The 12452-nt window shown below is 66.6% G+C and carries 8 protein-coding genes; 5 read left to right on the top strand and 3 right to left on the bottom strand.

Annotation, left to right across the window (positions count from 1 at the left end; genetic code table 11):
* Window positions 1-37: 37 nt before the first annotated feature.
* Complete coding sequence (locus AB3X99_RS03535) at window positions 38-2017, bottom strand: putative bifunctional diguanylate cyclase/phosphodiesterase (protein WP_368616125.1); 1980 nt, start codon at window positions 2015-2017, stop codon at window positions 38-40.
* A 408-nt stretch (window positions 2018-2425) separates the two neighbouring features.
* On the opposite strand from AB3X99_RS03535, the gene AB3X99_RS03540 reads away from it, so the two are divergent.
* The 5 genes from AB3X99_RS03540 to AB3X99_RS03560 all read left to right on the top strand — a co-directional run bounded on the left by AB3X99_RS03540 (window position 2426) and on the right by AB3X99_RS03560 (window position 5972).
* The gene (locus tag AB3X99_RS03540; protein ID WP_368610317.1) at window positions 2426-3718 is read left to right on the top strand and encodes an EAL and HDOD domain-containing protein; all 1293 of its coding nucleotides are present in this window, start codon (window positions 2426-2428) and stop codon (window positions 3716-3718) included.
* A 163-nt stretch (window positions 3719-3881) separates the two neighbouring features.
* The gene (locus AB3X99_RS03545) at window positions 3882-4445 is read left to right on the top strand and encodes a peroxiredoxin (RefSeq protein WP_342945580.1); all 564 of its coding nucleotides are present in this window, start codon (window positions 3882-3884) and stop codon (window positions 4443-4445) included.
* A 130-nt stretch (window positions 4446-4575) separates the two neighbouring features.
* A complete protein-coding gene (locus AB3X99_RS03550; RefSeq protein WP_069267902.1) occupies window positions 4576-5043 on the top strand; it encodes a hypothetical protein in 468 nt (155 codons plus the stop codon).
* Window positions 5044-5113: 70 nt separating this feature from the next.
* Window positions 5114-5656 carry an outer membrane protein assembly factor BamE gene (bamE, locus tag AB3X99_RS03555; protein WP_342945582.1) on the top strand — a complete coding sequence of 181 codons (543 nt, stop codon included), beginning with the start codon at window positions 5114-5116 and terminating at the stop codon, window positions 5654-5656.
* 52 nt (window positions 5657-5708) lie between these two features.
* Window positions 5709-5972 carry a hypothetical protein gene (locus tag AB3X99_RS03560; protein WP_069267900.1) on the top strand — a complete coding sequence of 88 codons (264 nt, stop codon included), beginning with the start codon at window positions 5709-5711 and terminating at the stop codon, window positions 5970-5972.
* A gap of 51 nt (window positions 5973-6023) precedes the next feature.
* Here the strand turns inward: AB3X99_RS03560 and AB3X99_RS03565 are convergent, their stop codons facing one another.
* Together AB3X99_RS03565 and AB3X99_RS03570 are read right to left on the bottom strand one after the other, a co-directional pair.
* Complete coding sequence (locus AB3X99_RS03565) at window positions 6024-9323, bottom strand: efflux RND transporter permease subunit (RefSeq protein ID WP_368616126.1); 3300 nt, start codon at window positions 9321-9323, stop codon at window positions 6024-6026.
* A 4-nt stretch (window positions 9324-9327) separates the two neighbouring features.
* On the bottom strand, window positions 9328-12450 hold the full coding sequence (locus AB3X99_RS03570) for an MdtB/MuxB family multidrug efflux RND transporter permease subunit (RefSeq protein WP_368616127.1): 3123 nt from the start codon (window positions 12448-12450) through the stop codon (window positions 9328-9330).
* Window positions 12451-12452: the final 2 nt, after the last annotated feature.

Here is a 12452-nt window from a genome sequence, read left to right on the forward strand (position 1 = left end):
CAATTTCGCGAAAGCCCTGCTGTTTGCGATGCCCGCATCATTGCACCTCGTGCACGTGCAACGCACCCGAAACGAAGCGCTGCTGCAATTCTTCTGAAGGCAGCGCCTTGCAGACGAGCCATCCCTGGATATGCTCGCAACCCATGTTCGTCAGCAGCTCGCGCTGCGCCTCCGTCTCCACGCCCTCTGCCACGAGTTCGAGATCGAGCGTACGCGCGAGCCCCACCACCGCGTTGACGATCGCCTGATCGTTGCGCGAAGTGATGAGGTTCTCGACGAAGCTTCGATCGATCTTCAGCTTCGAGAGCGGGAAGCGCTGCAGGTACGCCAGACTCGAATACCCCGTGCCGAAGTCGTCCACCGCGAAGCGAATGCCAAGCGAGGTGAGCTCTTCGAGCAGCGTTTTCGCATGCTGCGGATCGTGCATGAGCAGGCTTTCGGTGATCTCGAACACCAGCCGGGCCGGGTCGACCCCGGTGAGCTCGATCGCCTCCTCGACACTTTCCCTGAACCGCGGATTGCGGAACTGCTGGGGCGAGACATTGACCGCTACGTACTGCAGCTCGATGCCTTGCTCGTCCCATTGGGTCAGTTGCATACAGGCAGCCTTCAAAACCCAGTTGCCGAGATAATTAATCAGGCCGACGGATTCCGCAAGCGGAATAAACGTTGATGGCGGCACGAGACCGTGCAATGGATGTTGCCAGCGGATCAATGCCTCCACGCCGACCACGCCGCGCGAAGCGCTGCTCGTGATGGGCTGGAAGTGTAGCGAGAATTCGCCGTTGCGCACACCGTCGTAGAGGTCCGACTCCAGCTTCAGGCGTATGGCGTCGGTGGGATCGTCGACGGGCACGTGCAACGTCAGCGTGTTGCCGCCGATCGCCTTGGCCTGCTGCAGCGCCTGGTCCGCGCGGCGGATGAGCGGCGTGGTGTCGGCGCTGGCATCGGCCTCGCCCTCGCCCGCCCCGGAGGCGTCCGTGCGCTGGTCGGGATGGAAGGCAATGCCGATGCTCGCCGAAAGGTGCACGGGCTGGTTGCGAAACGAGTACGGCTGCAGGATGGAGGTGAGCAGGCGGCGGCCGAGCGCTTCGGCGGCGGCGCGCACTTCGTCGGGCGCGGCGTGGCGTTGCGGCGTGATCAGGATGGCGAACTCGTCGCTGCCGATGCGCGCGATCATCTCGCCCTGCAGCGCGAGGTGGGTGAGGCGCCGCGCGGTCTCGCGCAGCAGCTCGTCGCCGGCGTCGTAGCCTAGCGCGCGGTTCACGCGCTGATAGTCGTCGAGGTCGAGCAGCAGCAGCGCCACCGGCACGCCGAAATGGTCCGCGTCGGCCTGGGCGCGCTGCAGCTCGGGCGCGAGCGCGGTCTGGTTGGGCAGACCGGTGAGCGGATCGTGATGGAGCGCGTGCGTGAGCGCGGCCTCGGTGCCCTGCCAGCCGGAGACGTCGAAGCCCGCCACGGCGAAGCCGGTCGTCTCGCCATACTGGGCGCGCTGCACGCGCAGCTCCACGGGAAGCGGGTAGGTGAGCGCCTTGACGAGGTCGATGGTGTCCTTTTCCACGGCGCCGCTGTGCGCGGCGCGCGCGATCAGCGCTTCGAGGCGCTCGTGATGCTCGGGCGTGACGATGTCGGCGAGCGTCGCGCCGAGCAGGAACTCGCGGTGATATCCCGCGAAGCGCAGGCTCGCGTCGGAGACGTAGAGAAAGTGCAGCCTCGCGTCCACGTGAACGAGGAAGTCCACCGCGGCGGCCGTGTTCTCGAACGAGAGCGAAACGGCGTCGGCGTAGTCGGGTTCGGCGGCGGGAGGCGAGGGGGGCACGAGCGGCGCGGCGGCTTTGTCGTCGGCTGTTTCGGCTGCGCGCGCCGCGCTCTGCGCCTGCGCGGCATGTGAGGCGTTCGCGTCGCCAGGCATGGGCGGGTCGCCGGCAACGCCCTTGAGGCCGGCAAGCGCGTAAAACCGGTCGACGACCGTGCGCAACCAGCCCTCGCGGGGCGCGGAGATCCTGTTCGCTTCCATGTCTGTCGCTGGCAACCCTTTGTTTGTCTGTGGCATCCCGGCCGGTTTCCACGTCCGGCTGAAGCCGCCCATCAGAGCAAGTTATCGACCCGGGACGGGAAATCTTTAGCCGCGGCGACCGAAAAAACACCTAACGCATAAACGTGACGGGAGATCGGTGCGGTGGCGTCCAGATTCGGTTAAAGTGGCGCCGGTCGAGACGCCGTTCGCCATGCGCGATGGGTCGGCGCGCGTGAAGCGCCCGTCTTGCGGGCCGCAGGGGCGGCCCGGCGCGTCGGCGGCCATTACCGGCCATTCCATCCGTACGAGTCATCCGCCATGTCCGATTCATCGTCAGCGTTTGCCGCGCCGGCAAGCGAGGCTGCGCGAGACGATGCGGGCAGGGGCACCCCTGGTTCCGCGCCTTCTATGCCGTCAGCTTCACAACCGGACCTTGCTACCGGGTCATCAACGGGTCCGCAGCCGTTCGTCTATCTCGGGCGGCAGCCTATTCTCGATCGCAATGGCGCGCTCAACGCCTATGAACTGCTGTTCCGCGGCGGCGCGCAGAACCGCGCGGACGTCGACGACGACGCGCTCGCCACGGCCCAGGTGATGACCCGCACGATCGGCCAGCTCGGCGTGCCCGCGGTGCTTGGCCGTCACTACGGCTATGTCAATATCAGCCGCGAGTTGCTGTTCGACGACATCGTGCATCTGCTGCCGCCTGGCCGCTTCGTGCTGGAGGTGCTTGAACACGTGCGCTTCGACGCCGCGGTGCTGGAGCGTCTCGCGCAACTGCGGCGCGCCGGCTACCGCATTGCCTTCGACGACGTGTGCGAGATCACGGAGAACCTGCTGCGCGCGTTGCCCTACGCGGACATCATCAAGGTCGACCTGCTGCAGACCGAGCGCGCGGCATTGCCTGGGCTCGTCGCGAGCCTCGCCGCGCACGGCAAGACGCTGATCGCCGAGAAGGTCGAGACGGGCGAGGACTTCGAGCTGGCCTCGTCGCTCGGCTTCGAGCTGTTTCAGGGCTACTTCTTCGCGCGCCCGCAGGTGCTGCGCGCGCCGCGCGTGCGCGCGTCGCGCCTCGCGCTCGTGCGCCTGCTCGCGCTGGTCGCCAACGACGTCGGCACGGCTGAACTCGAGCGCGAACTGCGCAGCCACCCCGGCGTAGTGGTGCAACTGTTGCGTCTCGTCAATTCGAGCGCGTACTCGCCGGGGCGGCCGATTTCGTCGCTGCGCGAAGCGGTGCTCGCGGCGGGCACGCGCCAGATCGCGCGCTGGGCGCAACTGCTGCTCTACGCGAGCGGACGCGACCTGCCGTGGGGCTCGGACCCGCTCGTGCAGCTCGCGGGCACGCGCTCGCATTTCATGGAACTTGCCGCGCGCAGCCTGAGCCCGCAGGACCCCGATTTTGCCGATGCCGCCTTCATGACCGGCATCTTCTCGCTCGTGCACGTGCTGGTCGGCTCGACGCCCGAGCACACGCTCGATCGTCTCGGCCTTGCACGCGAGATCGTCGAGGCCGTCGACGGTCATCGCGGCGAGCTCGGTACGCTGCTGCGCATCGCGACCGCGGCCGAGCGCGGCGATCACGACGGCGCGCAGCGCCTCGCGCGCGAGGCGGGGGGCATGTTCAATGCGCTCACGCCGCCGCTGCTCGGCGAGTTGAACCTGTGGGCCGGCGCGTGGTTCACGGCTTATGCCGAGGGTTGAATACAGCTTGTCAGGTTTGCGCCCGGGGGACGCGCTGCGAGTGCCGCAATTGTGTGATCCAATATCGGTATCGTCGCGGCGTCATGCGTCTCATTTGCATGATGGGCAAGACCCGCGGGCAAAACGCGCGCCGGCGTGGCGATTCAACTCGAGGGCATTTGACATGAAACCGAGGTTCTTTGCGGCGGGAGCCGCGGCGCTCGTCTGCGCCGGGCTTGCGCTCTTTACGCTGTCTGCGCAGGCAACGCTCAAGCCAGGCGATTCCGCCCCCGACTTCACGACCCAGGCATCGCTGGGCGGCAAGACCTACACCTATTCGCTCGCTTCGGAGCTCAAGAAGGGGCCAGTGGTGGTGTACTTCTATCCGGCTGCGTTCACGAAGGGCTGCACGATCGAGGCGCACGAATTCGCTGAAGCGGTCGATCAGTACAAGCAGTACGGTGCGACCGTGATCGGCGTTTCGCACGACAACATCGACACGCTCACGAAGTTTTCGGTGAGCGAGTGCCGCAGCAAGTTCCCGGTTGCCGCCGACGAAGACTCGAAGATCATCAAGTCGTACGACGCGTCGATGCCGCTGCACGAGTCGATGGCCAATCGCGTGTCGTATGTGATCGCGCCGGACGGCAAGATCATCTACGAATACACGAGCCTGTCGCCGGACCAGCACGTGAGTAACACGTTGCGCGCCTTGAAGGAGTGGGCCGCGCAGCATCCGCAGCAGTAGGGATCGCAAGTTATCGCAAACGTAGTAAGCCATGGGGCCCGCCACGCGCGCGGGCCTCGTCGCGATCTGTCCCAGTCGTCCCTCCGCGTTTCGCCCCTGGTTTTTCTCTCCCGCCGCACGGATCCCTCGCATGCCGATCGTCGTCGTTCTACTTGCCTTTGCCGCGCTCGTCTACGGCGCGTACTGGTCCTTCAACGCCATCGCGGCGCACTTCGGCACGGGCGTTGCCGTGGGCGCAGCGGTGGTTGCCGCAGCGTTGTTCGCCGCGCTCATCGCCTGGGTGTGGCGCCGGATGCGCGACGTGGCGCCCAATGTGCGCGGCGAAGGCGACTGGACACACCGCGTGGCCGGCGCCTGGGGCGAGGCCCGTCTCGCGGCGGGCAAGCGCTTCTGCGAGCTGACGCAGGGCGGCGCACATGGCGCGTATATCTTCGCCGACCTGCAAGGCGCCCAGGCGGCGCGCGATGCCAACGGCTGGCACGTGGCGCTGCGAGTGGCCGACCCGAAGCGCCCGCTCTGGCAATTGCCGATGCCAAGCGAGCGCGAAGCGAAGCGCTGGGCGCGTATTTTCACGCTGGCGATTGCGCAAAAACTCTGAGCGCGGCGGCGGCGCTGAACGATCCGGGCGCAGCGCTGTCCCAACTACTTCCCGGCAACGCAGACTGGATATGTCACGAAAACCCTGGATCGCGGCGGCGTTGATCGCTGTCTGCGCCACGCTGCTCGCGGCCTGCGACCAGCAAAAGGTCGCCGACGCCGTCAACGCGATCAAGCCCGATTCGATGGCGTTCGGCGGCCTGCGCATTGGCGTGTCGACGGTCGAGGACGTGCGCCGGCAGGCGGGCAAGCCCGAAATGGTGTGGGAGGACGACGACGGCGCGCAGCGCCTCGAATACCCGCGCGGGCCCAACGGCCTCACCACGTGGATGCTCGACTTCGACGCGAACGGCAAGCTCGTGGCGATGACCCAGGCGCTCACGGCGCAGAATATCGCTCAGGTCGTGCCTGGCATGACGCAGGACGAAGTGCGGCGCCTGCTCGGCAAGCCGGCCACGGTAGCAAAATATGCGCTGAGCCACGAGGAAGTATGGAGCTGGCACTGGGCCGAAGGCGGTGTGGCGGGGGACGGCATGTTCAACGCCCATTTCGCGCCGGATGGGCTCGTGATCAGGACCTCGCGCTCGGACGCACCGGGTCACGAGCAGCATTGAGTCGGCGAGCGCACCGATCGCATCGATCGCGCCAGCCGCAAGGAGAAAGCAGATGAAACGTATCGCGTTGCTATGGCATGTGGTGAAGGGCGATGCGCGCGTGCTTTGGCACGCGCTGCGCCAGCCGGGGCGTCCCGTGTGGCTCGTGCCCGCCACGGCGCTGCTCGCGCTCTATGCGCTCGACCCGTTCAACATCGCGATGCCGGTCGCCGGTGTCGTGGACGACGGCATCATCGTGCCGCTCGTGCTGCACCTGATCGTGCGTTGCCTGCCCGCACATTTGCGCCAGCCGCGGCCTCGCCAGGCACGCGCATAAAAAAACGGCTGAAGCCACGCTTCAGCCGTCTTCTACTGAGGGAGCGCTCGCTCACTCCACTTGCGCCGCGGGCGCCGCGCGCCCGCGCTTCGCATCCCACCACACGCGCAGCCGGTCCATGTACAGGTACACCACCGGCGTCGTATAGAGCGTGAGCATCTGGCTCACGATCAGCCCGCCCACGATCGAGATACCGAGCGGCGCGCGCAACTCCGCACCTTCGCCGCGCCCGAACGCGAGCGGCAGCGCGCCGAGCAGCGCCGCGCAGGTCGTCATCATGATCGGCCGGAAGCGCAGCAGGCAGGCCTGGTGAATCGCGTCGCGCGAACTCAGCCCCTCACGCGAGGCCTGGATCGCGAAGTCCACCATCATGATCGCGTTCTTCTTCACAATGCCGATCAGCAGAATCACGCCGATCAGCGCGATGATGCTGAACTCCGTCTTGAAGAGCAGCAGCGCGAGCAGCGCGCCCACGCCCGCCGAGGGCAGGGTGGAGAGAATCGTGAGCGGGTGGATATAGCTCTCGTACAGAATGCCCAACACGATATACACGGCCGCGAGCGCCGCGAGAATCAGCAGCGGCTGGTTGTCCAGCGACTGCTGGAACGCCTGCGCCGTGCCCTGGAAGCTGCCGTGGATCGTCGCGGGCATGCCGATCTCGCCCATCGTGTCGTAGATCGCCTGGGTGGCGTCGGAGAGCGATTTGCCGGGCGGCAGGTTGAACGAGATCGTCGAGGCCACGAACTGGCTCTGGTGATTCACCGAAAGCGGCGTCGTGCCGGGGCCGAACGAGGCGATCGACGAGAGCGGCACCATCGTTTCCTTCGACGTGGACACAGCCGCGCCCGACGACGCGCTCGACTTGCCGCTCGCGGCGAGCGAGTTGGTCGCGAGGTTGCGCGCGGAGTCGGCTGCGATGGCCGCGGCGCTCGACGCCGTGGTGGCGGCCGTGCCGCCCGTCTTGGCGGTGGTGGGGCCCGTCACCGTGCCCGCCGTCGCGTTGGTGCTCTGCGCGCCGCTCGCCGTGCCGCCCGAGGTGCTCACCCAGATCTCGTTGAGCATGGTCGGGCTCTGCCAGTACTTCGGCGCGACTTCCATCACCACGTGGTACTGGTTGAGCGGGTTGTAGATCGTCGAGACCTGGCGCTGGCCGAACGCGTCGTAAAGCGTGTTGTCGATCTGCGAGGGCGTGATGTTCAGCCGCGCGGCGCTCTGCCGGTCGATGTTGATCATCGATTCGAGGCCGCCTTGCTGCTGGTCCGAATTCACGTCGGCGAGTTCGGGGCGCGCCTGCAGCGCTTCGGTGAGCTTCGGCCCCCACTTGTAGAGGTCGGCGGTGTTGTCCGCGAGCAGCGTGAACTGGTACTGCGCGTTCGACTGCCGGCCGCCCACGCGAATATCCTGCACCGCTTGCAGGAAGGTGCGCGCGCCCGCCACGTTCGAGAGCGGCCCGCGCAGTTGCGCGATCACTTCGTCGGCGGAAATCTTGCGCTCGCTCTTGGGCTTGAGCGAGACGAACATGAAGCCCGAGTTGGTCGCGCGCCCGCCCGAGAATCCCGCGACCGATTCCACGGCGGGGTTCGCCTGCACGATGCGCATCATCTCGGCGAACTTCACCTTCATCGCCTGGAACGAGGTGGACTGGTCGGCCTGGATGCCGCCGACGAGGCGCCCCGTGTCCTGCTGCGGGAAGAAGCCCTTGGGCACGATCACGTAGAGCGCGACGTTCAGCGCGATGGTCGCGACGAGCGTGAGCAGGATGACGAACGGATGCGCCAGCGCCCACCCGAGCGTGCGCTCGTAGCCGCCCTGCATGCGCTGGAAGCCGCGCTCGAGCCACTGCGCGAAGCGGCCTTCTTCCTTCTTCTCGTGCGCTTCTTCGAGCAGGCGCGAGCACATCATCGGCGTGAGCGTGAGCGATACAGCGAGCGAAACCGCAATGGCGAGCGAGAGCGTGAGCGCGAACTCGCGGAACAGGCGCCCGACAATGCCGCCCATCAGCAAAATAGGCAGGAACACGGCGACGAGCGAGACGCTGATCGAGAGCACCGTGAAGCCCACCTCGCGCGCGCCGAGCAGCGCCGCCTTCATGCGCGGCACGCCGTTTTCGATATGCCGCGAGATGTTCTCGAGCACGACGATGGCGTCGTCGACGACGAAGCCGGTCGCGATGGTGAGCGCCATCAGCGAGAGGTTGTCGAGCGAAAAGCCCATCAGGTACATCGCCGCGAAGGTGCCGATGATCGAGATGGGCACGGCCACGCTCGGAATGAGCGTCGCGCGCCAGTTGCGCAGGAACAGGAACACCACCATCACGACGAGCGCCACGGCGATCATGAGCGTGCGCTCGGTGTCCTTGAGCGAGGAGCGGATCGTGACCGAGCGGTCGGACGTCGGGATCACCTCGACGTCGGCGGGCAGCGACGCCTTGAGCTGCGGCAGCATGGCGACCACGCGGTCCACGGTCTCGATGATGTTCGCGCCCGGCTGGCGGTAGAGGATCACGAGCACGGAACGCTTGCCGTTGGCGAGTCCGATGTTGCGCAGGTCTTCCACCGAATCGACCACTTCGCCCACGTCGGAGAGCTTCACGCCCGCGCCGTTGCGGTAGGCGATCACGAGGTCCTTGTACTGGCTCGCCTTGCTCGCCTGGTCATTGGTGTAGAGCTGAAAGCGCTGCGGACCGAATTCGATATCGCCCTTGGGGCTGTTCGCGTTGGCCGAGGCGAGCGCGGCGCGCACGTCCTCGAGGCCGATGCCGTAGTGAAAGAGCGCATGCGGCTCCAGCTCCACGCGCACGGCCGGATTGGCCGAGCCGCTCACGTCGACTTCGCCCACGCCGTCCACCTGCGAGAGCGACTGCTGCAGCACCGTCGCCGCCGAGTCGTAGAGCTGGCCCGCGCTCAACGTGGGCGAGGTGAGCGCGAGAATCAGAATCGGCGCGTCGGCGGGGTTGACCTTGTGGTAGGTCGGGTTCTGCCGCAGGCTCGTGGGCAGGTCCGCGCGCGCGGCGTTGATCGCCGCCTGCACGTCGCGCGCCGCACCGTCGATGTCGCGGTTCAGGCCGAATTGCAGCGTGATGCGCGTGCTGCCCACCGAGCTTTGCGAGGTCATCTCCGAGACGTCGGCAATCGAGCCCAGATGCCGCTCCAGCGGGCTCGCCACGCTGGTTGCCACCGTCTCGGGGCTCGCGCCCGGCAAGGTGGCCTGCACGGAGATGGTCGGAAAGTCCACCTGCGGCAAGGGCGCGACCGGCAGCTTCGTGAACGCGAAGAGGCCGGCCAGCGCGATGCCGACGGCGAGCAGCGTGGTCGCGACGGGGCGCGAGATGAACGGGCGCGAGAGATTCATCGCGTCAGCTCTCCGACGAAGACGACGCCGCGCCGTGCGAACCGCCGCCAAAGCGCTGGCGCAGACGCTGCGCGATCCGGTCGAACGCGAGGTAGATCACCGGCGTCGTGAAGAGCGTGAGCGCCTGGCTCACGATCAGGCCGCCCGCAATCGCGATGCCGAGCGGCCGGCGCAGCTCGCTGCCCGCGCCGTAGCCGAGGATCAGCGGCACGGCGCCGAGCAGCGCCGCCATCGTCGTCATCATGATCGGCCGGAAGCGCAGCAGACACGCCTGGTAGATCGCCTCGCGCGGCGGCTTGCCTTCGTGGCGCTCGGCCTCGAGCGCGAAGTCGATCATCATGATGGCGTTTTTCTTCACGATGCCGATCAAGAGCACGATGCCGATGATGCCGATGATGTCGAGGTCGTGCCCGGTCAGGATCAGCGCGAGCAAAGCGCCGATCCCGGCCGACGGCAGCGTCGAGAGAATCGTGATGGGATGCACGAAGCTCTCGTACAACACGCCGAGTACGATATACATCGTGACGATGGCCGCGAGGATCAGGAACAGCTCGTTGGACAGCGACGCCTGGAACGCGAGCGCGGCGCCCTGGAAGCGGGTCTGGAACGAGCCCGGCAGGCCGATGTCTTTTTCCGCCTGCTCGATCGCCTTCACCGCCGCGCCGAGCGAGGAGCCCTGAGCCAGGTTGAACGAGATCGTCGTGGCCGGGAACTGCGAGAGATGCGTGACGAGCAGCGGCGCGGGCCGCTCGTGGAACTTCGCGATGGCCGAGAGCGGCACCTGGCCCGTGCTCGAGGTCGAGGAGGGCAGGTAGATCGAATTCAGCGCGTCGGTGTAGTGCTGCAGAACCGGATCGGCTTCCAGAATCACGCGGTACTGGTTCGACTGCGTGAAGATCGTCGAGATGATGCGCTGGCCGTAGGCGTCGTAGAGCGCGTTATCCACCGTCGCGGGCGTGATGCCGTAGCGCGCGGCGCTCGCGCGGTCGATCTCGATGAACACCGAGCTGCCCTGGTCCTGCAGGTCGGTCGCCACATCCGCGAGTTCGGGCAGTTGCTTCAGGCGCTGCACGAGCTTCGGCACCCAGGTCGTGAAGTCCTGGATGTTCGGCGTGGTGAGCATGAACTGATACTGCGTGGGGCTCACCGTCGAGTCGATCGTGAGGTCCTGCACCGGCTGCATATAGAGCGTCGCGCCCGGCACGTGGGCCACGCTCGTTTGCAGGTCGCGGATGATCTCGCTCGCCGTTTCGCTGCGGTCGTCGCGCGGCTTCAGGTTGATGAGCATGCGACCGCTGTTGAGCGTGATATTGGTGCCGTCCACGCCGATGAACGAGGTGAGGCTCTCGACGTTCTCGTTCTTGAGAATCTCCGCGGCGAGCGCCTGCTGGCGCTCGGCCATCGACGCATACGACACCGATTGCGGCATCTGGGTGATGGCCTGGATCACGCCCGTGTCCTGCACGGGGAAGAAACCCTTGGGCACGATCACGTAGAGAATGCCGGTGAGCACGAGTGTGATGAGGAACACGATCATTGTGAGGCGCTGGCGTGCGAGCACCCATTCGAGCGCCACGCCGTAGCGGCCGATCACATAGTCGAAGAACGCGTGCACGCGCGCCTCGAAGCGGTGGCTTTCGGGCGGCGGCGTGTGGCGCAGCATTTTCGCGCACATCATCGGCACGAGCGTGAGCGAGACCACGGCCGAGATCACGATCGTCACCGCGAGCGTGATGGCGAATTCGTGGAACAGGCGGCCCACCACGTCGCCCATGAACAGCAGCGGAATCAGCACGGCGATCAGGGACACCGTCAGCGAGATGATGGTGAAGCCGATCTGCTTCGAACCCTTTAGCGCCGCTTCGAGCGGCGTGTCGCCCGCCTCCACGTAGCGCGCGATGTTCTCGATCATGACGATGGCGTCGTCCACCACGAAACCGGTCGCGATGGTGAGCGCCATCAACGACAGGTTGTCGAGCGAGAAGCCGCACAGGTACATGACCGCGAGCGTGCCGATCAGCGATAGCGGCACCGAAAGGCTCGGAATGATCGTGGCGTAGATGTTCGCGAGGAACAGGTACATCACGAGCACCACGAGCACCACCGACATCAGCAGCTCGAACTGCACGTCGCGCACCGAGGCGCGGATCGTGGTGGTGCGGTCGGTGACGATCTGCACGTCGAGCGAAGAGGGCAGCGACTCCTGCAACTGCGGCAACAGCGCCTTGATGCTGTCCACCACCTGGATCACGTTCGCGCCCGGCTGGCGCTGCACGTTCAGGATGATGGCGGGGGTGCCGTCGGCCCACGCGCCGAGCTTGGTGTTCTCCGCGCCCTGCACGATGTTCGCGACATCGGTGAGCATGACGGGGCGGCCGTTGCGGTAGGCGATTACCGCGTCCTTGTAGGCGTCGGCGTCGGTCAGCTGGTCGTTCGCGTTGATCGTGTAGGCGCGCGTGGGGCCGTCGAAGTTGCCCTTGGGCGTGTTGACGTTCAGGTTCGAAATGCTCGTGCGCAGGTCGTCGAGGTTCAGGCCGTAGGCCGCGAGCGCGCGCGGATTCGCCTGGATGCGCACGGCAGGGCGCTGGCCGCCCGAGAGGCTCACGAGGCCCACGCCCGCCACCTGCGAGATTTTCTGCGCGAGGCGGGTGTCGGCGAGATCCTGGATCTGCGTGAGCGGTAGCGTCTTCGAGGTGATCGCGAGCGTGAGGATCGGCGCGTCGGCGGGGTTGACCTTGGCGTAGATCGGCGGCGCGGGCAGGTCCGAGGGCAGCAGGTTGCCGGCCGCGTTGATGGCGGCCTGCACTTCCTGTTCGGCCACGTCGAGCGGCAGGTCGAGGCTGAACTGGAGCGTGATGACCGAGGAGCCCGCCGAACTCTGCGACGACATCTGGTTGAGCGACGGCATCTGCCCGAACTGACGTTCGAGCGGCGCCGTGACCGAGGACGTCATCACGTCCGGACTCGCCCCCGGGTAGAAGGTCTGCACCTGGATGGTCGGGTAATCGACTTCGGGCAGCGCGGAAAGCGGCAGAAAGCGCAGCGCGACGAGACCGACCAGCATGATCGCCGCCATGAGCAGCGCCGTGCCGACCGGCCGCAGGATAAAGGCGCGGGATGGATTCATGC

Origin of the sequence: Paraburkholderia sp. BR10882 (assembly GCF_040948855.1) — a bacterium.
GTDB lineage: Bacteria > Pseudomonadota > Gammaproteobacteria > Burkholderiales > Burkholderiaceae > Paraburkholderia > Paraburkholderia nodosa_A.

Bases quoted from the DNA above. Each gene is read 5' to 3' on its own strand.
- AB3X99_RS03565 (WP_368616126.1), bottom strand. From the start codon at position 9,323: ATGAATCTCTCGCGCCCGTTCATCTCGCGCCCCGTCGCGACCACGCTG.
- bamE (WP_342945582.1), top strand. From the start codon at position 5,114: ATGTCACGAAAACCCTGGATCGCGGCGGCGTTGATCGCTGTCTGCGCC.
- AB3X99_RS03545 (WP_342945580.1), top strand. From the start codon at position 3,882: ATGAAACCGAGGTTCTTTGCGGCGGGAGCCGCGGCGCTCGTCTGCGCC.
- AB3X99_RS03535 (WP_368616125.1), bottom strand. From the start codon at position 2,017: ATGGAAGCGAACAGGATCTCCGCGCCCCGCGAGGGCTGGTTGCGCACG.
- AB3X99_RS03550 (WP_069267902.1), top strand. From the start codon at position 4,576: ATGCCGATCGTCGTCGTTCTACTTGCCTTTGCCGCGCTCGTCTACGGC.
- AB3X99_RS03560 (WP_069267900.1), top strand. From the start codon at position 5,709: ATGAAACGTATCGCGTTGCTATGGCATGTGGTGAAGGGCGATGCGCGC.
- AB3X99_RS03540 (WP_368610317.1), top strand. From the start codon at position 2,426: ATGCCGTCAGCTTCACAACCGGACCTTGCTACCGGGTCATCAACGGGT.
- AB3X99_RS03570 (WP_368616127.1), bottom strand. From the start codon at position 12,450: ATGAATCCATCCCGCGCCTTTATCCTGCGGCCGGTCGGCACGGCGCTG.